This is a genomic window from Parabacteroides sp. AM08-6, assembly GCF_003473295.1.
GTDB lineage: Bacteria > Bacteroidota > Bacteroidia > Bacteroidales > Tannerellaceae > Parabacteroides.
In genome coordinates this window covers 270,110-292,781 of record NZ_QRMP01000003.1, presented here as the reverse complement: position 1 = coordinate 292,781, position 22,672 = coordinate 270,110, and the positions used below count along the sequence as shown (strand labels likewise).

Genomic DNA, 22,672 nt, shown 5'->3' with positions numbered 1-22,672 from the left:
TTATGAGCTACATAAAAAATAAAATATCCATATTGGCAATTTGTGCTTGCTTGAGTTCTCCAGGAGTATTGAGTTTGGCACAGAATGCGAATCCCTCTTTTCAATTAAAAGGGGTTGTGATTGATGAGTTCGGAAAACCGATTTCCGGTGCTCTTCTGAAGTCGGAAAACGGGAAATGCGAGTATCTGACAAAGATTGATGGTACGTATGAAATTAATATAAAAGACGGAAGTCAGTATATTACAGTTTCGTATATCGGATATGATAGCAAAAAGGTGTCGATTGCAAATATAGAAGACATGGAACCTATTCAGCTGTCCTATGATGTGGAGAAAATGGATGAGATGATAGATTTAGGCTATATGTCTTTACCGAGAAAGGCTGTTACCGGGGCTGTTTCGAGAGCATTAGGTTCAGATTTGGATAAGTCGCCGGAAGCGAATTTGACTAAAACATTTGCCGGTCGGTTTACGGGATTGACTACAATTGAAACAAATTCGGAATTATCTCGCGGTGCATTAAGTTCGTCATCAACAGGAGTAACACAATTGATTCGTGGACTTTCGACAGTTAATGGACGGGAGCCGTTGGTAATTGTAGATGGTATAATTTCTCCGAATACGAATTATACGTACATTACAGCCAAAGAAATAGAATCGATTACTATATTGAAAGATGCGGCGACAACGGCCATTTATGGTATTCAGGGTGCTAATGGAGTAATTTCTATTAAGACAAAACAAGGGTATGTCGGTAAAACAAAAGTAGATGTGAATTTTGATCAGTCATTTCAACAAATGACTAAAGAACCCTTATTTGTCAATTCTGCTGATTATGCTGAAATGAGAAACCAAGCCGGTTATAATGATGGTTTGGGGGCTTATTCACAATTTTCGAAAGAAGCTGTAGAACAATACCGGGCAGGAGGTAATGAAATGTATCCGAATAACAACTGGTATAATATGTTCATACGTCCCTTAACATTGATGTCACGGGTGGGGGTTAATGTAACAGGAGGAACTGAAAAAGTACGCTATTTTTCGAATGTGAATTATATGCACCAGCAGTTACCGTTTAAGACGGCTAACGAGAGTGGTTCGAAATATAATCCGACTCCCATGAATAACTGGTTTAATTTCCGTTCAAATATTGATTTGAAAATTAATAATTATTTAAGTGGTTTTATGCGGTTGGCCGGTAATATTAAAACAGAAAAGACTGCCGGTTATGGTAATGAAACAATTTATAATCATATATTCAACTTGCCTCCGACTATGTATGGTCCGTTAACTCCGTCCGGAGAAGGAATCAGTAATGGAAACCAAGTTATAACGCATGATAATGAGAAAACCCCTGTATATGGGATGTTGAATCGTTCGGGTTATATTCAGTCTGTTGTTGCAAATATTAATGCACAGGCCGGTTTGACTTTGGATATGGGGTTCCTGACAAGAGGACTTTCTTTAAGCGGGGTAATGGCCTATCAGACCAATTCGGTGAATACAACTAGCACAACTCAGAATTTTGAACGTTATGTCCGGTCAAAAGATTTATCAAAATTGGATTTTGAGTTATTGGGTTCAGATAGTAATACGACTCTTTCGTATGGGAAGAGTTCGTCATTCTATTATAATTTGAATCTTTATGCAAATGTGGATTATAAACGGACCTTTGGGGAGCATAGTATTAATGCAATGGGGTATATTTTCTATTTGCAACAAGAAAAAGAGGTGACATCCGGTTCCGGTATGCTGCCGTACAAGCGTGAGAGTTTGGGAGTTACGGCAACATATGGTTATAAAGATCGTTATTTTGTGAAGGCTGATTTAGGTTATTCGGGTTCGGAACAATTTCACCCTGACCATCGATATATAGCCACTCCAGCTATTTCTGGTGCTTGGATTGTTTCGGATGAGGCATTTATGAATAATCTGACTTGGTTGAGTAATTTGAAATTGAGAGCATCGTATGGTATTACGGCTAACGACCAGTTTGGAGACGCTCGATTTTTGTATTTGGATTATATAGATGTGAATGGAAACGAAGGGTTAAAAGGAAATCCTGAGTTAAGCGCAGAAAAGATGAAAAAGCAAAATTATGGTTTTGATTTAGGCCTGTTTAATGAATTGACTGTATCGTTTGACTGGTATAAGTCTTTATGCGACAATATGTTAGTGGGTAGTGCGGGGTTGGTGCCTGAATATCAGGGAACCGCTCTGGGTAATTATCCAAAAACAAATACCGGGAAGATGGAAAATCATGGTTTTGAAATTGAAGCGATGTATGATAAAAAGATAAATGAAGATTGGTCTTTTTATGTAGGTGGTGCATTTAGCTATAATAAAAATAAAGTTATAAGTATAAATGAATCTCCCTATTCAAATGAATATGCTTATCCATATCGTACGGAAGGATTCAGTTATGGTCAGCAATGGGGGTATTTAATTGATTATAGCAACGGAAATGGTATGTTTAATTTCAAAGAAGAACTTGAAAACAGTGGATTGACTTATGCTTTTGGTACTCCTCGTGTCGGTGATTTTATTTATAAGGATTTGAATGGCGATAAAGTAATTGATGAGAAGGATAAGGCTCCAATCTTGAATACTTCAATTCCGCAACAATATTATAGTTTTTCAGGAGGATTTAAATATAAAGGTTTTGAAGTAAATCTTTTATTCCAAGGGGTCGGTAAATTCTCCAGAACAATCAGTGGTATCGGCGCATATGAATCAGAATATCAAGGAGTTTTCAGTGATATTCATTTGAAATCCTGGACACCTGAACGCTGGAATAACGGAGAAGAAATTACTTATCCGGCTCTGTCGTTGAAGGCTTCTACCAATCATCAGCCGAACAGCTTCTTTATTATGGATGCTTCTTACTTGCGTTTGAAGAATGCAGAGATTGCTTATACATTGCCTTTGAATACCTCAAAGAAAGTGTTTGCTGAAAAGATACGCTTTTCTTTAAGTGGACAAAATCTGTTTACAATCGATAATATGCGCTCTAAACATATAGATCCGGAAATTGCCAATATGGGGACTTTCCAACCATATAGAGTGTATAATATTGGGGTGAGCTTAACATTTTAAATATAGATATTATGAAGAATCTAATTAATATATTGATAGTTGCAGCTTTTTCGTTTGGTTGTTTTTCTTGTGCGGACTTGGATGTTGCATCTGATGGACGTGTGGCTTTGACTGATATTTTCAGTCGCTACGAACGAACATCAGCCTACTATTCCAATTGTTTGGGATATATGCCTCAAGTCGGATTTACATATGAAGCAACCAATACGCCTTTAGCTTCTTTTTGTGATGAAGCTCAAGATGCTAATGATAATCAGGATGGTCCGGTTTCCAAATGGTATAAAGGATATACAACTCCTGAATATAATCCGTTAACTGCCAGTTATATGGATCCTTGGTCGCATTATTTTGAAGGTATTCGTCGTTGCAATACTTTCTTGTCTTGCATCAATGATCCGGGAATGGCAACCTATGCATTTAAGGATGTAGAGAAGAATGGCTGGATTGCAGAGGTTCGCGTAGCACGTGCGTTTTATTATTTACAATTGATAAAACGATACGGGGGAGTTCCTTTGATTGATACTCCTTACGAAACGAATCACGATTTTTCTGCAGATAAACGTGCTTCTTTTGAAGAATGTGCTGATTTTATTATTTCAGAATGTGATAAAGCATTGGAAACGGCAGAATCAGAAGGACAACCTATTGGTTTCCGTTGGCAAATAAGTGATAATGAAAGAGGTAAGCTGACTAGGGCTTTTGCTTGTGCTGTAAAGTCTCAGACTGCTTTATATGCGGCAAGTCCTTTATGGAATAATAACGGTGCAAGTAAATATACATGGGAGAAAGCAACTGAAATTACGAAAGAAGCGCTTGACCTTTGTTTACAACATGGTTTTGAGTTATATGATAAGGCTCCGGATTCGACAATTGCACAGAATGCGTATGCTTATTATTTCATAACCCGTTCGGACCCTAGCCGTTCATGGGATAAGGAGACTATTTATGAAACAACATCTTGGCGTACAAATGTATGGAAATTTGCAGGAACTCCTATTACAAACGGAATGGAAAAAGCAGGAGCCGGACCTTCGCAGGAATTGGTTGATAGTTATGAAATGATTGACGGAACTCAACCTATCTTGGGATATTCGGATGCACAACATTTGCAACCTATTGTGAACTCCGCTTCATCTTATGACCCGGAAAATCCGTATGAAAATCGTGACCCTCGCTTCTATGCATCTATATATTATAATGGTGCAATTCGCTATCTGGATCAGCCTAATGGAGATGTTGTAGAAACCTATGTCGGAGGAAATTGTGGTATATCCGATGATGTAATAGATATTCGTTATACTCGTACAGGATATTATATGCGTAAATTTAATAATTATAAATCAGGTATCGGGATGGATGCAGATGGCCTTATGCGTGTTTTCCGTTTGGCTGAATTATATTTGAATTTTGCAGAGGCTGCTTATCAGGCAGTCGGTCCGGATGTTCAGGTCGCTTCTAAAGTTGGAGCAGGTGCTTTATCTGCCAGAGAAGCCGTGAATAAAATTCGAACTCGTGCCGGAATTCCTGCGTTATCGGCCGGCATGTCGAAAGATGCCTTTGAAAAACGTTACAGAAATGAACGTCGCGTAGAATTGGCTTTCGAGGAACATCGTTTCTTTGATGTACGCCGTTGGAAAATTTTAAATGAAACGGATGATTTTGTAACAGGAATGAAAATTATAAAGGAAGATGATGGATCTTTTACTTATAATCGAATCAAACTGGCATCGCGTGGAACAAATACTGATAAATATTTGCTCTATCCGATTAAACAGGCAGAGGTTGCCAAAATGTTGAAACATACAGGTACTAACTGGCAAAATCCGGGATGGTAATTGAGGATATAACTTAAAAAAAGTAGACAATGAAGAAATATATTCTATTAATGATGTTCATCTCGCTTTTTATGTATTCTTGCGATGATGACGATAGTAAAGGGAGCATAGAGCCTGTCAGTAATGTGGAGTGTACACCTTTTATCGGCTCTGTAACATTGAGTTGGACGAATCCTGCTGATGCCGATTATTATTACACGCATATCTCGTATCGGAATTCACAAGGTGAAACGGTCGGTAAAAAAGTTAGTAAATTCGGTGCTGATGCAGAAAATAAAGTATCTGTGATTGTCGGAGGATTTACGGATACGGAAGAACATGAATTTGTTTTGACATCTTATGGTTATAGCGGTGCATCATCATCTTCTGTAACTGTAAAAGGGGTACCTCGCGGTATAGAGGAAGCGAAAGATTATGTAATAGGAACAGTTGAAATGGAATCCGCCAATAATGGCGCTAAACTATCTTGGACGAATGAAACGGCTGTCGGAGTTAATTTAATTGTGACATATTCTGATAAAAATAATGTAAATCAGGAAGTAACGATTGATGCAACTAACACTGGAGTCTCTATGATTACAGGGTTTATCACGGAAACTAAATTGACTGTCTATGCTGTTAATCAAGCTGATGGAAGTAAATCGGAAGAAAAAGTCTTTATGATTACTCCGACTATAGATCCTGATGATGTTATTTATGATGATATTGATTACATAACATTCGGTTCCGGTGCAAACCAAGTTTCCTATACACAGGATAATCCTGAAAATCCGTATGAATATACGTTTGTAACCTCCGGTGGAGACCCGTATCTCAATTGCAATGGGTTAAAACAGTCAATAGCTGGAAAAACTTTAGTTTTCCGTTATAAGGCTACATCTGCATTTGATTTGGAACTCTTCTGGTGTAATGCCGGAGGCGGAGCTGCTGGCGGGCGTTCGACTACAGTGACCGTTCCGAAAAATGATTCGGGAGAATGGAAAACATTCAAATATGATTATTCTGATGCTATGGCGACGCATTCATGGGCTGGAAATGTTGGTGATTTTGCTCGTTTTGATTGGGGTAGTAATTCTGGTGTTACCATTAATATCCGAAATATACATTTTGAATAATTATTGGTAGTAAGATAAATAGAGGGTGTTCATAAGTTATTTATTAAAAAAGCTTTTGTAACGCCCTCTTTTGTTTTATATTTGTAAGTCTGTGTTTTGTTTAATGAATAAATCTAATTGGAGTTGTATGGGAAAGTGGTTTAAAACGTGTATGTGTGTTGTGTTCTCATTGTTTAGCAGCATTCTTTTGGTTATCGGATTGGGAGGATGTAGTTCTAATGCAAAAATGAATACTTCTGTTATTCAGGAAGATACTTGTTGGGATGTTTATCCGGACACTTGGGTGGCAACGGATGCTCTTGGTCGGAAAATGCCGGACTTTAATGAGGTAGGAGCCGTAAAAGAAGATAAAAAAAGGGTGGTAGGTATTTTCTATATTACTTGGCATTCAGATGGATTAGCGAATTTGAAATCGCCTTATCAGGGGGATGTGAGTAAAGTATTGGAACAGTATCCTGAAGCTCGTTTGGATGCCAATCACCCAGCATGGACAGAAGGTTCTTATCATTGGGGAGAGCCGGAATTAGGTTATTTTCTGAGTCGGGATGAGTATGTGATTCGGAAGGATATGTCGATGTTGGCTGATGCTGGTGTGGATGTCTTGGTAATGGATGTGACGAACGCGGTCCGTTACTGGGATGAATGGGAGACCCTTTTTACAACGATGCAGAAAATGAAGGCGGAAGGAAATAAAGTTCCTCAATTCTGTTTCTGGGCATTTAACGGTCCGGTAATTACGGTTGTACAAGATTTATATGATAAAGTGTATAAAGAAAATAAATATAAAGATTTATGGTTCTATTGGGGAGACAAACCCCTGTTATTGTATAATGGAAAACCAACAATGGATGCAAATGGCGGTGGTGTGAAGAATCAGAATCCTCATTATGACCCGAAGGCGTTGACCGATTCGTCTCATCCTCATTATAAAGATCCCGATTATACAAGCGAATATTATACGGATTATACGCAGGATGTAAAAAACTTTTTTACATTACGAACGATGTGGTGGGGATACTATGAATGGGCCGGTGAACGTTTTGTCGGAACCGAGGGGAATTGGAGTTTCGGCTATGACTTAGGGGACGAACGTGTCTGTAAAATGGATCCATCGGAGTTGGTTGCTACTTACCAGGGTGAAAAAGAGCAGGCGGCTGTCACTCCAGCCCAACATCCTATATCCATAATTGGAAAATCCTGGACTCGTGATGAAAAAGAACCGAAATTGAATGAACGTGATATGCCTGAACCAACCTATGTACCGTGGTTAGGAAAAACCGTGGAAAATCCGACAGCTTACGGTATTTATTTTCAAGACCGTTGGAATGAGGCCTTAAAAGATGATCCTCAATTCTTATATTTGAATGATTGGAATGAATGGACAGCCGGTAAATATACATCAGGAAAGGCTCCAGGCTCAGAATTACCGGGACCGACTGAGTTTCTGGGTCGAAAAAATCCATTTTATTTTGTCGACCAGTATAATGCTGAATTTAATCGTACGATTCAGCCGATGAAAGGTGGCTATACGGATAACTATTATATGCAAATGGCTCAAAATATCCGTCGCTATAAAGGAGTTCGCCCAATTCCCGAGAATAAAGGCTATCAGACAATGAGTTTGGATGGGAAATTTGACGATTGGAATAAAGTAAAGATAGAATATCGTGATACGAAAGGGGATGTAACTCATCGTGATTATAAAGGTTATGGAGGCAATCATTATGTAAATAATTCAGGCCGGAATGATATTGTTTTATCAAAGGTAGCCGTAGATAAGGATAATGTTTATTTCTATGTAGAGACAATGGATAAATTGACCCCTTATTCTGACCCGAATTGGATGTTGTTGTTGATAGATGCGGATAATGATTCTTCAACGGGTTGGTATGGTTATGATTTTATTATAAATAAAAGTGTGTTAAACTCCGAGTCTACAGAGTTAATGCGTTATGATGAACAAACGGGGAATTGGAGAACTGTAAATACTCTGTCTTATCGTGTTAAAGGTAACCAATTGGAATTATCTGTCAGCCGTGATAATTTAGGTTTGGTCGGAGATGCTTTTGTGTTTGACTTTAAATGGGCGGACAATCCGTCTGATTTAAAAGATCCTATATCATTATGTGTAAATGGTGATGCTGCTCCTAATCGTAGGTTTAACTATCGTTGTATTTGGAAGAAATGATAATATTTGAAATGAAAAGTAGTATTTTAATAATTCTTTATGGAATTCTGAATCTCACTTTTTTATCTGCTCAAACCCCTGTAGTAAAGAGTGATGGTTGGTCGGCTACAGATGCGCTTGGGCGAAAAGTGAGAGAATATAAAGATGCCGGCGATAAGAAAAAAGATAAATATGTCGCAATCTTTTATTGGACATGGCATCAGGGAGTAGATGATACGACTTATTCGGTAAAAAATATTTCAGAGATTGTTCGTGAATATCCGGAAGCGATGTATTCGTATGACCATCCTGCATGGGGAAGTAAAAAACCTGGTTTCTTTTATTGGGAACAACCATTGTTCGGTTATTACAGGACAACGGATACTTGGGTTTTACGAAAACATGCGGAATTGTTGGCTGACGCAGGTGTAGATGCTGTGTTTTTTGATTGTACGAACGGTAGTTTCACTTGGAAAGAATCATACGAGGCTTTGATGGCCACTTGGGAACAAGCGCGTAAAGATGGAGTAAATGTTCCTAAAATAGCATTTATGTTACCCTTTGCCCCGCTCCCTAATTCTCTAGTCTCGCTTCGTCAGCTTTACCATGATATTTATCAGCCTGGCCGGTATAAAGATTTGTGGTTTATGTGGAAAGGAAAACCCTGTATTATGGCCTATCCTGACAATTTGAGTGCGGATAAAACCGATCAGGAAATTGCCGACTTCTTTACATTCCGCCCCGGTCAGCCTGATTATGTGGACGGACCTAAAAGAAACGACCAATGGAGCTGGTTGGAGATGTATCCGCAACATGGCTATATTCCGACACCAGAAGGAGGCTTTGAGCAAGTATCCGTCGGTGTTGCCCAGAATGCAAATCCGTTAAGTAAAGGACATTGCAGTGCTTTCAATTTACCGAATGCTTATGGGAGAAACTTCACAGTCAGCAAAGGTTTCGATCCCCGTGTAGATGGTTATTTGTATGGTTGGAATTTTCAGGAACAGTGGGATCGTGTTCACGAATTGGAACCGGAACTTGTTTTTGTAACCGGTTGGAATGAATATATAGCCGGTATGTGGCAACCGAAGGACGGTTGGACAGGAGAACCATTTTCTTTTGTCGATCAATATAACTGGAATTGCAGTCGTGATATAGAACCGAATAAAGGCTGGGGTGATAAAGGAGATGTGTATTATATGCAATTGGTGGATAATATCCGAAAGTTTAAAGGCATCTCCAAACCCGAACCGGCATCTGCTCCCAAAACGATAAAATTAGGGGAAAAAGGAAGTTGGGAGGATGTGCAACCTTATTATTCTACCTATAAAGGAAATACAAAGCCCCGTGATTGTGCCGGTCGCTATAATACTTATTACAAAAATACGACAGGTCGTAATGATATAGTCGGTGCCAAGGTGACACATGATGATAAATATATTTATTTTTATGTGGAGACAGCCGATAAGCTAACATCCAGTAAAGACCCGAATTGGATGATGCTTTTTATAGATACCGACCGTGATAAGAAAACCGGATGGAATGGTTACGATTATGTAATCAATCGGACAAGTCCGGATGGTAAAAATGTAGTTATTGAAAAAAGCCGTGAAGGCAAATGGATATGGGATACGGTTGGTAAAGGAAAATTTGTAGTTCGAGGCAATGTATTAGAAATTGCAGTGGAAAAGAATTTGTTCGGTTTGAATCCAACTATCGATATTGAATTTAAATGGAGTGACAACATGCAAGACGAAGGAAATATTATGGATTTCTACGTAAACGGAGATGTTGCTCCCGGCGGACGTTTTAACTTTGTCTATACATCAAAGTTTTAATGATTGACTGATAAGGTTATAAAAGAAAAAAGGGACGGTATAGACTTCAATGAGATTAGAAGTTTGTACCGTCCTTTTTTATTATTAGTCAATAGTAGACACATAAGTTATTTGTAAAGTTTTTTACTTTATGCCTTCGATATATCTGTTATCTCGTCATTTTTGTTTTTCTTTGCGGAAAATTTCAGATACGTGAATCTTATAATAGAACAAGGAAACACTTCATCGAAGGTCGCAATATACGAAAAGAGGCATTTGGTTGCTTCTTTTGTATTTAAGGAATTCGATGTGAAAATAGTCACGACTCTATTTGCAAAATATCCGTTGACACACGGTATTTTTTCAACGGTGATAGATCAGGATGACGAATTGCTCACTTATTTAAGAGGTAAGTTGGAGTATTTTGTGTTTCTGGATGAAACAGTACCTTTGCCGATATCCATACAATATAAAACACCCGAAACATTGGGGCGCGACCGTTTGGCCGCAGCTGTCGGAGCAAATTTCCTTCAGCCGGGAAAAGATTTATTGGTAATCGATGCGGGGACGGCAATAACTTACGAATTGATTGAAGCCTCCGGGGTTTATATCGGTGGAAATATTTCACCCGGTATGACAACTCGTTTTAAGGCTTTGAACTATTTTACGAAAAAGCTGCCATTGGTGTCTGAGCAGGAGGAGATACCTTGGCTTGGCACGGATACGGAAACAGCTATTCAGGCTGGAGTAGTAAATGGGATTATCTATGAGATGGACGGATATATTGAAAAGCTTCGGCTAAAATATCCTAACCTTTTGGTTTTTTTAACAGGAGGTCATTCGTTTTATTTTGAAAGACGGTTAAAAAACTCCATCTTTGCAGATATTAATTTAGTGTTGACAGGATTAAACAGAATCTTAGAGTATAATGTTGAAAATTAATAAGCTACTAATAACAAGCGTTCTTATATTCACACAGTTGTCTTTAATGGCACAAAACAATACTAATTCGCCATATACCCGTTTTGGGTATGGTGATTTGGGTGAACGTTCGTTCGGAGCAGGGCGAGCAATGGGTGGTATAGGTTACGGATTACGTTCGCCAAAGCAAATCAATCCGATGAACCCTGCATCATATAGTTGTATGGACTCTCTTACATTCCTCTTTGATTTTGGTGTATCCGGACAGCTTTCATGGTTTGACGATGGAAATACCCGTCAACATGATATGAACGGAAATGTTGAGTATATGGCATTGCAGTTTCCGATATACCGTCGTATTGCAATGAGTATCGGTTTGTTACCGTATTCGTATGTCGGATATAAGTTCGGGGCATTACGTTCGGAGAATGGAGTGAGTTATACTGAATCTTATAATGGTACAGGTGGTTTGAGTGATTTTTATGGCGGTATATCTGTTGATTTATGGCCGAAACGTTTGTCGGTAGGTGCAAATTTTGGTTTTCTTTTTGGTAATATCAGACATGAACAAGTGGTTCAGATGAGCGGGGAGGCTTCAGGTGCTTATAATACGTCCCGTAGTCAGGAACTAAGAGTTCGTGATATGAAAATGGATTTCGGTATCCAATACACCCATCCTGTTGGTAAAACGGAAAGTGTAACTCTTGGTCTCGTCTATTCTCCTAAAAAAAGCTTAAATGCAAAATCATATCAATTGACCCAGACTTATACCTCTTCCGGTTCCGGTGAGATATTGACTTCTGATACAATCAGTGGAAAAGCATTCGACTTGCCGAATACCTATGGAGTCGGTCTTTCATATGTGAAACAAAATAAATTAACGTTAGCAGCTGATTTTTCCTATGAAGATTGGGGAAAAATGCCTTACTTTGGGGAAGAAGGTCATTTTAAGAATCGGATGCGTGTAGCTGCGGGAGTTGAATATATCCCTCATTACATGAATAAATTATTCTTTAACCGGGTAAGATACCGTGCCGGCGTTCATTACGGAAATTCATATTTGCGGATGAACCAAACAACGGAGAATCCCGGTGGAGAAAGCTATAATGAATATGGCTTAAGTGTCGGTTTAGGACTGCCGTTGATTGATAATCGTTCTTTAATTAATGTTTCTTTTGAATATGTGAAAAAGAAACCGGAAGTAAAGATGAATATGATCGACGAACAATATTTCCGTTTTACATTGAACTATACGTTTAACGAGCGTTGGTTCTTTAAGAGTAAACTAGATTGATTTTTAAATCGTTAACTTTAATAGAAATAAATATGAAGGTCAAAGTTTTATTATTGGCTCTGGGATGCTCAATGATGTCGTTCGGAGCTTATGCACAAAAAGGTGTGGATACGGGAACGCCATTCGGTCATGGAGAAGATAGCGTTCGTTGTATTACCAATATTAGTTTATTTGTTCCATACGCCAAAGCCGGGAACTATAAGGATGCTGTTGAGTTTTGGAAAATTGCGTATAACGAATGTCCGGGAGCTCATAAAGATATCTACCTGTATGGCGTAAGGATTATGGATTGGTTGATTGGGAATGAAAAAGATCCTGCAAAACGGGATGCTCTCATTAACGATTTGATGACTGTTTATGATAAACGTGTGAAGTATTTCGGTGATGATAGTAAATACGGAAAAGACTGGATTATCTCTCGTAAAGCGCAAGATTATTTAAGACTGAAGGGAGATAATGCGGACGAAAAGCTCGTTTATGACTGGTTGAAAGAAGTCATTGACGAAAAAGGCAATGATATGGAAGCTCTGGGTGTTAGCTTGTTTATGTTTGCTTCCTTAAAAGAAATGCAGAATGACCCAAATCTGAAAGGAAGATATATTCAGGATTATTTGAAGTGTTCGGCTATTTTGGATGCTCAGATTAAAGCGGCAGAAGCAGCAAACAACGAAAAAGACTTGAAAGCTTTAACTAGTTTCAAGACTCCAATAGAGAGTGCTTTTGCCGGTAGTGGCGCTGCTGATTGCGAAACATTACAGAATATGTATGCCCCGAAAGTTGAAGCAGCTAAGGATAATTTGTCAGAATTGAAGTCCATTATGGCTTTATTGAGACGTGTGCGTTGTCAGGATATAGAAGCTTTCTTTGCTGCCGGAGGTTATGCGTATAAATTGGAGCCGAGTGCAGATGCTGCTGTAGGTATTGCCAAGCAAGCAGCTAAGAATAATGATTATGATAAGGCAATGCAATATTTTGAAGAGGCCGCCAATCTGGAAACGGATGCTGCTTCAAAGGCTGAAGATTATTATTTTATAGCAGTGATATGTTATGAACAAAAAAATCTAACTAAGTCTAGGCAATATTGTTTGAAAGCAATTGAGACCAATCCCAATTATGGGGCTCCCTATTCTTTGATTGGTAGTATGTATGTTCAGTCTGCTAAATCTATTTATCCGAATGATCCTGTTTTGACAAAAGCTGTTTATTATGCGGCAATTGATAAATTTGAAAAAGCAAAACAAGTAGATCCTAGTATGACTGAGGAAATGAATAAGTCAATAAATATTTATCGTGCATACCTTCCCACAGCAGAGGAGATTTTTATGCATCCGGATTTGGAAAAAGGTAAAACCTTTAAAATCGGTGGTTGGATTGGTGAGACCGTAACAATTAAGTAATTATGATTTTAAACCGTTTTCATTGTAAAACGAATATTCAAGGCATAACAACTATCTTTGTGGTAGTTGTTATGCCTCTTTTATTAATAACCGCTTGCGGAGGAGATGTGAAAGAAGTGGTGGATGTGAAGTTTGATCCGGAGACTAGTTTTACATTAAAGACTACAGACGTATCCACACTCGTTTCGGATTCCGGTATTACCCGCTATCGTATAAAAGCAAAGGTGTGGTTGATGTTTGATAAAGCCAAAGAACCTTATTCGTATTTTCCTGAGGGTTTTTATACGGAAAAGTTTGATACATTATTCCGTGCTGAAGCCAGTGTGAAGGCCGATACTGCTTACAACTATCAAAAAAAGCGTCTTTGGAAACTGATAGGAAATGTGAAAGTGAAAAGCCTTGAAGGCAAGAAACTTGAAACTTCGTTACTCTTTTGGGATGAGGCACAGGAAAAGATTTATTCCGATCAATATGTCCGGATAGAGGATGGTGAGAAAATTGTGACCGGCTACGGTTTTGATGCTAAACAGGATATGTCCGAATATAATATATATAATTCGGGAGCTGCCTTCCCTATTAATGAAGCCCCGGCGGATTCTGCTTTGTTAAGTTTACCGGATACGACTGCGATGGAACCGGAGCTAATGCAAATAGATACAACTAAAGTTCATTAATATGAATGCTTTGACATACATATTGATTTCGTTGGCTTTTTCAGCTTTTTTCTCAGGAATGGAAATAGCGTTTATTTCCTCTAATAAATTACGTTTCGAACTTGATAAGAAGGATAAAAGTTTGACAAGTAAAATATTAGAATTCTTTTATCACAATCCTAACCAATTTATTTCGACAATGTTGGTGGGAAACAATATAGCCCTGGTTGTTTACGGTTTACAGATGGCGATTGTATTGGAACCGTTTATAGCCCGTGTGGTGAATAATGAGGCACTCATTGTTTTAGTACAGTCCGTTATTTCGACAATTCTGATATTGTTTACGGGTGAATTCATTCCGAAAACAATTTTTAAATTGAATCCGAACTTTTCGTTGAGTTTGTTTTCGATTCCTCTTTTTGTTGTTTACATAATATTATATCCGATATCCAAATTATCGACACTACTCTCTTTTCTGATGCTAAAGATAGTCGGCGTTAATAATTTGTCTGATTCGACACAACGAACACTGGGAAAAGTCGACCTTGACTTTTTTATCCAACAGAGTATCGAGGACGCTTCTCAGAACTCTGATATGGATACGGAAGTAAAGATTTTTCAGAATGCGTTGGACTTTTCAAATGTCCGTTTGCGGGACTGTATCGTTCCCCGTACAGAAATTGTGGCATGTGATAAGACAGCCACTATAGAGGAACTTCGTGCGCGTTTCATCGAAACAGGTTTGTCTAAGATACTGGTATATAATGAAAATATAGATGATATTGTCGGATATATCCACTCTTCGGAAATGTTTAAAAATCCGGAGGACTGGACACAAAGTATACGAAGCGTGTCGATTGTTCCGGAAACGATGGCTGCGAATAAGTTGATGAAGCTGTTGATGCAGGACAAAAAGAGCTTGGCGGTCGTAGTGGACGAATTTGGCGGTACTTCCGGCATTGTGACACTCGAAGACCTAGTGGAAGAAATATTCGGTGAAATTGAAGATGAACATGATATTAAGTCGTATGTGGCGAAGAAGGTAGGGGAAAATGAATATCTATTATCCGGACGTATGGAAATAGATACTTTGAATGAAAAGTTCGACCTGGAATTGCCGGAATCTGATGATTATGTTACGATTGCGGGGTTTATTTTGCATTTTTACCAGAATTTCCCAAAGCTGAACGAATCAATTGTGATTGACAAGTACACATTCAAAATCATCAAAGTTACGGCTACGAAGATAGAGCTGGTTCGTATGAAAGTAGCAGAATAATGAAAAAAAAGGGAATAAAAGATGCTTCAATCTCTTTTTTTCGTATCTTCGTGCCCTTAAAATGTGAATAATAAACTTTAAAAAATAGATAAAGATAAATGGCTACGCTGGAAAAAATCAGAAGCAAAGCAGGATTACTGGTACTCATAGTGGGTCTGGCATTGTTTGCTTTTATCATTGGAGACTTTTTGAACTCCGGTTCTACTTACTTCAGGCAATCACAGGAAAGAGTTGCCAAGATAAACGGAGAAGTTATTAAAATTCAGGATTATCAGGCACGCGTTGACGAGATGGCTGAAATTTATAAAATGCAGTCTGGTTCAACCAGTCTTCCTGAAGAGTATCAGACTCAAATTCGTCAATCCGTATTTGATAATATGATACGGGAAGTCGTATTGGGTGAAGCTGTTGATAAATTGGGTATGGGAGTAACTCCGGAAGAATTATTCGATATGGTTCAGGGCGAAAATATATCCCCGATGATTCAGCAGATGCCGATGTTCGTGAATCCGCAGACCGGTGTATTCGATAAAGCTACTTTGCTGCAGTTCTTGAAGACTATTGATGATGACAATATCGCAGCTATGCCTGCCGAACAGCAGAGTCAATTGTTACAGGCACGCCAGTTCTGGATGTTTTGGGAAAAGTCTATAAAATCTCAGCGCTTGGAACAGAAATATTCAACTTTGCTAAGTAAAGCTATTTCTGCCAATAAACTGGATGCTAAAGATGCGTTTGATGCTTCAGCTGTAAGCTCTGATATTATTTATGCGATGCAATCGTATGCATCTATTCCGGATTCGACAATCCAAGTAAGCAAAAGCGAAATCGAAAAGTTGTATAACCAGCGCAAGGAACTGTTCAAGCAGAAGGAAGGCAAGGTTATTAAATACATAGCTGTAGACATTCGTCCTAGCAAAGAAGATTATGATAAAGCGAATGCAGATATTGAAGCGTTAAAACAAGAATTGGCTACATCTGAAAAAGTTGCAGATGTTGTTAATGAAAACTCCGAAATCCCTTATATGGATGCATTCTTTACGGAAAATGCATTAGACCCGGAAATGAAACAGTTTGTAAAGAATGCTGCTGTTGGGGAAGTTTACGGCCCGGTGTTTGAGAATGATAAGTATAGGATGTTTAAACTGGTAGACAAGACTGTGGCTCCAGATTCGGTAAATGTCAGTCATATCATGTTGGCCGGTGCAGACGAAGCAATATTGAAAGCTAAAGCCGATAGTTTGCTGGATGTTTTGAAGAAAGGTGGTGATTTTGCAGCTTTGGCAAAAGAGTTCTCCGCCGACCAAGCTGCTGAAAAAGGTGGTGAACTCGGATGGTTTACGGAAGCTACTGCTCTGAGAGGGGTAAACGAAGATTTTAAGAATGCTATTTTCTCGACACCGCTTAACGATTATGCAATCATTAAGTCGATGTATGGAACTCATATCGTGAAGGTGACGGATAAAACAGCCAATGTGGACAAATATAAAGTGGCTGATATCGATATGACTGTATCTCCGAGTACAAAAACTTACGGTAATATCTATAATGAACTTAATCAGTTTATTTCCAAGAATAACGATATAAAGAAATTGGATGAAGCTGCTAAAGAAGCAGGATATGAACTATTTTCAGATGTCACAGTTACCGCAGGAGACCAGACATTGGGTTCAATTAAGAATTCTCGTCCGGTTGTTCGTTGGGCATTCCAAAATGATAAAGGTAAAATCTCTGAAATCTTTGAGTGTAATGATAAGTTTGTAATTGCTGCTGTTCAAGGTACATTGCCGGAAGGGTATCGTTCGCTTGCTTCTGTTACTCCGATGCTGAAATCTGAATTAATTGCTCAGAAAAAAGGTGAAAAGATTTCACAGGAACTGGCTGCTAAAAACCTGACATCCGTAGATGCTTATGCTCAAGCGATGGGGGCTTCTGTAGACTCGGTTAAGTTTATTAATTTTGCTACCCGCCGTATTACTGGTATTGGTGTTGAACCGAAATTGAATGCAATGGTCTCTTTGGCTCAGATAGATCAAGTCAGTGCTCCGGTTGCAGGAAACAACGGTGTATATGTATTCAAGGTTTATGCACAGAACAAGGATGCTAAAGACTATGACGAAGCTACTGAAGTAAAATCTTTGGATGCAACAAACGCTTATCGTTTTGGATATCAAGCTATCCAGTCTTTAGTAAACAAAGCTGAAGTGGAAGATAATCGTATCCGTTTCTATTAATCAATTTTAGGTAGGAACGTTTCCTTCCTATTGATAAATAAAATAAGAAAGCCGTTGGACAAGTGTTCAGCGGCTTTTTTGTATTATATTTGCAACAAAAGAACAGAGTTTGTAGAATATGAGTGAGAAAAGACGTTTATTAGGCATGACGCTGGAGGAACTGAAAGAAGTTGCTGCCGAAGCCGGACTTCCCGGTTATGCAGCAAAGCAGATAGCCGATTGGCTCTATAAAAAGAAAGTGGCTTCTATCTCTGCTATGACTAATATAGCCTCTTCAAAACGTGCTTTGTTGGAAGAACATTTTGAAGTTGGTGCTGTGCCTCCTTCTGAATACATGAAATCAGAGGATGGGACCATTAAATATCTTTTTCCTGCAGGTCCCGGTAATTTTGTGGAATCTGTATTTATTCCGACAGAAGATAGAGCGACACTCTGCGTCTCTTCGCAGGTGGGCTGTAAGATGAATTGTCTTTTTTGTATGACTGGGAAACAGGGATTTACAAAGAACTTGACGGCAAATGAAATATTGAATCAAATACAATCCTTGCCGGAAACGGAGCAGCTGACAAATGTTGTCTTTATGGGTATGGGTGAACCCTTGGATAATGTGAATGAATTGTTCAAAGTACTTGAAATATTGACAGCTTCTTACGGATATGGTTGGAGTCCGAAGCGTATTACCGTTTCTACAATTGGTGTGGCAAAAGGGTTAAAACGCTTTTTGGATGAGAGCGAATGCCATTTGGCTGTTAGTCTACATTCTCCATATCCCGACGAGCGTTTATCCTTGATGCCGATAGAGAAGGCATTTCCCGCTCGCTGTATTATCGAAACAATCAAACAGTATGATTTTACACATCAGAGAAGAGTATCTTTTGAGTATATCGTTTTTAAAGATTTGAATGACAATCTGCAACATGCGAAAGCTTTGATTTGTTTATTAAACGGCATTCCCTGCCGGGTTAATTTAATCCGTTTCCATGCCATACCGGATGTTTCTTTGCAAAGTTCGGATATTAAAAAGATGGAAGCATTCAGAGATGCGCTGAATGAAGCCGGTATTGTTTGTACTATCCGGGCCTCACGGGGAGAAGACATATTTGCTGCTTGCGGTATGCTTTCTACTGCAAAGAAGCAACAAATAGGGTCATAAGAGACTCTTTTGGGGGAAAAGAATTATATTTGTATCATAAAACATAAAACGGGTATGAAAACACATTCTTTATTAATCAGTTTTCTGGCACTTTTGCTTATGATGGGGGCCTGTGGCTCCGGGCCAGTGATGAGAAATGCAACTGGTTTTGCTTACGAAATCGTTGTTGTAATGGATAAAGCGGATTGGGATGCTCCCGCCGGGAAGGCTATTAAGTCGGAATTGACATCAGCCATACCTGGATTGCCTCAGGCTGAACCTGCTTTTAAAATTACTTATGTTACGCCGGATCAGTTTAACGGTTTGTTGACGTATGTGCGTAATGTTTTGGTAGTAAAGATTGATAAGTCTTTGTACACAAAGGTTTCTTTGCGATATGAGAGAAACCGGTATGCAAAGAATCAGGTGATAATGGTAATGACTTCGCCTACGGCTGATGAAATAACAAAATATATCGAGGATAATCCGAGAACATTGGTCGATTTCTTTAGTAAATGTGAAACCAACCGCACGGTTGAACAGTTGCAGAAAGACCACAGTAGCCTTGTGAAGGAACATTTGATGGATAAATTTGATATATCTCTTTATGCCCCGTCTAATATGACTTATTATCGTGATACAACCGGTTTCTTCTGGGCTTCCAACAATGCTAAAACCGGGCGTACCGACCTCATCGTGTATGCGTTCCCGTATACAGATAAAGAGACCTTTACGGCCGACTATCTGATTGCGAAGAGGGATTCTGTGTTAAAAGCCAATTTGCCCGGTTCATTCCCTGGTTCATATATGAAAACACAGAAATATGGAACCACTTATACTCCGACAACCATCAATGGTAAATATTGTGGTGTTTTGCGCGGTTTGTGGGAAATGGAAGGCGATATGATGGGGGGACCGTTTGTCAGTCATACCTACTTGGACGAAAAGAACAACCGTGTCATTGTGGCCGAGGGTTTTGTTTTTGCTCCCGAAACGGACAAACGAAACTATATTCGTCGCATAGAATCTGCATTGCATACGCTTCGTTTGCCGGGTGACTTTGACCAACCAGTGTCGGAGCAAATGGGAATTCCCGAAGAGAACTAACAAACATACATTATACATGGAAGAACGATTGATTAAGGTGGGCATTACCCACGGAGATATAAACGGTATCGGTTATGAGGTGATACTGAAAACCTTTTCAGACACGCGTGTTGCCGAACTTTGTACGCCCATTATTTATGGTTCGTCGAAGATTGCCGCTTATCACCGTAAGGCATTGGATTTGCCTCCTGTAAACTTGAATACTATTGCCCAGGCAGAAGATGCCGGAGTGTGTCGGGTAAACATTATCAACTGCGTAGATGACGAAACGAAAGTGGAATTGTCTCAATCGACAACTATAGCGGGTGAAGCCGCTTATGTCGCCTTGGAGACTGCGGTGACCGACCTGAAGAGGGGGGCAGTGGATGTGCTGGTAACAGCTCCAATCAACAAACACAATATTCAGAATCAGCAATTCCATTTCCCCGGACATACCGAGTATCTGGAGGAATGTTTCGGAGGACTGGGTAAAAAAGCCTTGATGATTTTGATGAAGGATAGTCTTCGTGTGGCACTTGTGACGGGACATATCCCATTATCGCAGGTTGCACCGAAAATAACGTTTGAGGATATTGTTTCGAAATTGCGTATCTTTAATCAATCGCTAAAACAGGACTTTGGAATTACCCGCCCGCGTATTGCTGTCCTATCTTTGAACCCGCATGCGGGAGATGCCGGATTGTTGGGAAAAGAAGAAGAAGAGATTATCATTCCTGCCATACAGGAAGCTGAAAAAAGGGGAATCATGGCATTTGGACCTTATGCAGCCGACGGATTTTTCGGTTCGCAAATGTACGATAAGTTCGATGGCGTCTTGGCCATGTATCACGACCAGGGACTTGCCCCGTTCAAGACCTTGGCAATGGATGATGGTGTAAATTATACAGCTGGTCTGTCAATCGTCCGGACATCGCCTGCACATGGTACTGCCTACGATATTGCCGGTCAGAATGTGGCCTCTGAAGAATCTTTCCGTCAGGCATTATATGCAGCTCTCGATATCTATCGCAACCGCATCCGTTATAGTGAAGCGACGGCTAATCCTCTCCGCAAGCAATATTTCGATAAGGGAGGGGATAATGAAAAGCTGGACCTGACTAAAGACGAAGAATCCGATACTTTGTAAACAGCTTTAGTGCTGACACGCGATAAGAGTTGCTCGGTTATAGGAATATAGCCGGGCAATTTTTTCTTTACATCGGCAGTTTCCTATTTAAGGAACTCTCGTTCCTTGCACAGGAAACGATTGAAACAATATAACTGGATTTATTAGAGGTTGATGAAGGTATGTGTTTTCTTCCCGAACAAAATTTTTATAGGGTTGTGCCTTTTTCACGCTTTTTCCTGTCAATCTTTTTTTGATAGGAAAAGTTTGCGTAAGTTTGCAGTTTTAAAGTAAAAAGAGAAATTAAGAGAATATGTTTAAGGATAAAACGATTGTATATACGTCCGGAACATTCGATATGTTCCATTACAACCACCTCCGGATGATAAACTATGCCCGTAGTCTGGCGGATATCCTGATAGTGGGGGTAAGCACGGATGAATTAGTATCGTCCTATAAAGCAAAGCCGATTATTCCTTTTACAGAGCGTCTTCAGATTATTGAAGCTCTTAAAACACCGGATATCGTTATACCACAGCATACATTGGACCATTCCGAGATAGTTAAGAAGCTAAACATTGATGCTTTTGTTGTCGGTGACGATTGGTATGGCAAATACGATTATCTGGAAGATTTGGGAGTACAAGTATTTTATTTTCCGTACGGAACAGGGGTTTCTTCTTCTAATTTGAAGAAAACTATTCATGATTCGTACGAAGCAAACCTCAAGTCGCAGCGTCAATCGAAGCCGGAAACGGTAAAAGGCTTTGGCGAACAATAAGAAAAGCCAATGGGAAAATATGTATTGATTACGGGTGGAACCAAAGGTATAGGAAAAGCTGTTGCTTCCTGTTTGGGAAAATCCGGTTATAATTTAATTCTAACATATGCTTCGGATACGGCAACAGCGGAAAAGGCTTGTTGTGAGTTGCAATATCCGGGAATTCAGGTTCTTACTTTACAAGCTGATGTGTCGGAACGAACTTCCATCGAGGTCATTCATCGGTACTTGACGGAACATGATATCCATTTGGATGCCTTAGTGTTGAATGCCGGCATGACTTGTAGGGAGCCTTTCGAAACATTGTTGCCGGAGGATTGGGAACGGGTCTTTTTTGCCAATGTGCACTTCCCTGTATTCCTGTTGCAAAAGGTTGTAGGCTTGATGAATAAAGGTGGTAGTATTGTCTTTACCGGTTCTTTGATGGGTATTCAGCCTCATTCCGTATCGTTGGCATACGGGGTAACAAAAAGTGCCGTACATGCTTTGGTGAAAAATTTAGTGAAGTTTCTTGTTCCGTATGAACTACGGGTAAATGCCGTAGCTCCCGGATTTGTAGATACGGAATGGCAAAAGACAAAGCCGGCGGAGATACGGCGCAACATCGAAAATAAGGTTGCATTGGGGCGTTTTTGCGATCCCGATGAATTGGCGGAAGTGTATAAGATGTTAATAGTAAATAGTTATTTAAATGGCGAAGTGGTCGTTGTAGACGGCGGTTATTCGTATAAATAGAAGAT

16 protein-coding genes are annotated in these 22,672 nt (G+C 39.4%); all 16 read left to right on the top strand.

The features are described from left to right. Positions 1–2 precede the first annotated feature (2 nt). Complete coding sequence (locus tag DW103_RS04715; RefSeq protein WP_122274497.1) at positions 3–3,095, top strand: SusC/RagA family TonB-linked outer membrane protein; 3,093 nt, start codon at positions 3–5, stop codon at positions 3,093–3,095. An 11-nt stretch (positions 3,096–3,106) separates the two neighbouring features. Continuing rightward, positions 3,107–4,930 (top strand): RagB/SusD family nutrient uptake outer membrane protein, encoded by a 1,824-nt coding sequence (locus DW103_RS04710; RefSeq protein WP_122274496.1) that lies wholly within the window; start codon positions 3,107–3,109, stop codon positions 4,928–4,930. Positions 4,931–4,959: 29 nt separating this feature from the next. After that, positions 4,960–6,045, top strand: coding sequence for a DUF4959 domain-containing protein (locus DW103_RS04705; RefSeq protein WP_122274495.1), 1,086 nt, complete (start codon positions 4,960–4,962; stop codon positions 6,043–6,045). 127 nt (positions 6,046–6,172) lie between these two features. Continuing rightward, positions 6,173–8,233 carry a hypothetical protein gene (locus tag DW103_RS04700; RefSeq protein WP_233545602.1) on the top strand — a complete coding sequence of 687 codons (2,061 nt, stop codon included), beginning with the start codon at positions 6,173–6,175 and terminating at the stop codon, positions 8,231–8,233. An 11-nt stretch (positions 8,234–8,244) separates the two neighbouring features. Beyond that, entirely contained in the window at positions 8,245–10,050 is a 1,806-nt protein-coding gene (locus tag DW103_RS04695) for a hypothetical protein (protein WP_233545601.1), read from the top strand. A gap of 201 nt (positions 10,051–10,251) precedes the next feature. Next, a complete protein-coding gene (locus tag DW103_RS04690) occupies positions 10,252–10,971 on the top strand; it encodes a type III pantothenate kinase (RefSeq protein ID WP_233545607.1) in 720 nt (239 codons plus the stop codon). Beyond that, the gene (locus DW103_RS04685; RefSeq protein WP_122274493.1) at positions 10,958–12,244 is read left to right on the top strand and encodes a hypothetical protein; all 1,287 of its coding nucleotides are present in this window, start codon (positions 10,958–10,960) and stop codon (positions 12,242–12,244) included. Before DW103_RS04690 ends, DW103_RS04685 begins: the two co-directional genes overlap by 14 nt. 32 nt (positions 12,245–12,276) lie before the next feature. After that, positions 12,277–13,641, top strand: a complete 1,365-nt coding sequence (locus tag DW103_RS04680) for a lipopolysaccharide assembly protein LapB (protein ID WP_122274492.1) — start codon at positions 12,277–12,279, stop codon at positions 13,639–13,641. Between the two features lie 2 nt (positions 13,642–13,643). Then, positions 13,644–14,315, top strand: coding sequence for an LPS export ABC transporter periplasmic protein LptC (gene lptC / locus DW103_RS04675; RefSeq protein ID WP_122274491.1), 672 nt, complete (start codon positions 13,644–13,646; stop codon positions 14,313–14,315). 1 nt (position 14,316) lies between these two features. Beyond that, on the top strand, positions 14,317–15,573 hold the full coding sequence (locus DW103_RS04670) for a hemolysin family protein (RefSeq protein ID WP_122274490.1): 1,257 nt from the start codon (positions 14,317–14,319) through the stop codon (positions 15,571–15,573). A 98-nt stretch (positions 15,574–15,671) separates the two neighbouring features. Then, on the top strand, positions 15,672–17,807 hold the full coding sequence (locus DW103_RS04665) for a peptidylprolyl isomerase (RefSeq protein WP_122274489.1): 2,136 nt from the start codon (positions 15,672–15,674) through the stop codon (positions 17,805–17,807). Between the two features lie 118 nt (positions 17,808–17,925). Then, positions 17,926–18,960, top strand: a complete 1,035-nt coding sequence (rlmN, locus tag DW103_RS04660; RefSeq protein ID WP_122274488.1) for a 23S rRNA (adenine(2503)-C(2))-methyltransferase RlmN — start codon at positions 17,926–17,928, stop codon at positions 18,958–18,960. Positions 18,961–19,014: 54 nt separating this feature from the next. After that, complete coding sequence (locus tag DW103_RS04655; protein ID WP_122274487.1) at positions 19,015–20,046, top strand: DUF4837 family protein; 1,032 nt, start codon at positions 19,015–19,017, stop codon at positions 20,044–20,046. A gap of 16 nt (positions 20,047–20,062) precedes the next feature. Further along, positions 20,063–21,172: a 4-hydroxythreonine-4-phosphate dehydrogenase PdxA gene (gene pdxA / locus DW103_RS04650; RefSeq protein ID WP_122274486.1), complete on the top strand. Its 1,110-nt coding sequence runs from the start codon at positions 20,063–20,065 to the stop codon at positions 21,170–21,172. Positions 21,173–21,464: 292 nt separating this feature from the next. After that, on the top strand, positions 21,465–21,932 hold the full coding sequence (locus tag DW103_RS04645; RefSeq protein ID WP_122274485.1) for an adenylyltransferase/cytidyltransferase family protein: 468 nt from the start codon (positions 21,465–21,467) through the stop codon (positions 21,930–21,932). Between the two features lie 9 nt (positions 21,933–21,941). Beyond that, positions 21,942–22,667 carry an SDR family NAD(P)-dependent oxidoreductase gene (locus DW103_RS04640; RefSeq protein ID WP_122274484.1) on the top strand — a complete coding sequence of 242 codons (726 nt, stop codon included), beginning with the start codon at positions 21,942–21,944 and terminating at the stop codon, positions 22,665–22,667. Positions 22,668–22,672 lie beyond the last annotated feature (5 nt).

Excerpts from the sequence above, each read along its gene's own strand:
- DW103_RS04715 (WP_122274497.1), top strand. The coding sequence starts at position 3 with ATGAGCTACATAAAAAATAAAATATCCATATTGGCAATTTGTGCTTGC.
- DW103_RS04710 (WP_122274496.1), top strand. The coding sequence starts at position 3,107 with ATGAAGAATCTAATTAATATATTGATAGTTGCAGCTTTTTCGTTTGGT.
- DW103_RS04705 (WP_122274495.1), top strand. The coding sequence starts at position 4,960 with ATGAAGAAATATATTCTATTAATGATGTTCATCTCGCTTTTTATGTAT.
- DW103_RS04700 (WP_233545602.1), top strand. The coding sequence starts at position 6,173 with ATGGGAAAGTGGTTTAAAACGTGTATGTGTGTTGTGTTCTCATTGTTT.
- DW103_RS04695 (WP_233545601.1), top strand. The coding sequence starts at position 8,245 with ATGAAAAGTAGTATTTTAATAATTCTTTATGGAATTCTGAATCTCACT.
- DW103_RS04685 (WP_122274493.1), top strand. The coding sequence starts at position 10,958 with ATGTTGAAAATTAATAAGCTACTAATAACAAGCGTTCTTATATTCACA.
- DW103_RS04680 (WP_122274492.1), top strand. The coding sequence starts at position 12,277 with ATGAAGGTCAAAGTTTTATTATTGGCTCTGGGATGCTCAATGATGTCG.
- lptC (WP_122274491.1), top strand. The coding sequence starts at position 13,644 with ATGATTTTAAACCGTTTTCATTGTAAAACGAATATTCAAGGCATAACA.
- DW103_RS04670 (WP_122274490.1), top strand. The coding sequence starts at position 14,317 with ATGAATGCTTTGACATACATATTGATTTCGTTGGCTTTTTCAGCTTTT.
- DW103_RS04665 (WP_122274489.1), top strand. The coding sequence starts at position 15,672 with ATGGCTACGCTGGAAAAAATCAGAAGCAAAGCAGGATTACTGGTACTC.
- rlmN (WP_122274488.1), top strand. The coding sequence starts at position 17,926 with ATGAGTGAGAAAAGACGTTTATTAGGCATGACGCTGGAGGAACTGAAA.
- DW103_RS04655 (WP_122274487.1), top strand. The coding sequence starts at position 19,015 with ATGAAAACACATTCTTTATTAATCAGTTTTCTGGCACTTTTGCTTATG.
- pdxA (WP_122274486.1), top strand. The coding sequence starts at position 20,063 with ATGGAAGAACGATTGATTAAGGTGGGCATTACCCACGGAGATATAAAC.
- DW103_RS04645 (WP_122274485.1), top strand. The coding sequence starts at position 21,465 with ATGTTTAAGGATAAAACGATTGTATATACGTCCGGAACATTCGATATG.
- DW103_RS04640 (WP_122274484.1), top strand. The coding sequence starts at position 21,942 with ATGGGAAAATATGTATTGATTACGGGTGGAACCAAAGGTATAGGAAAA.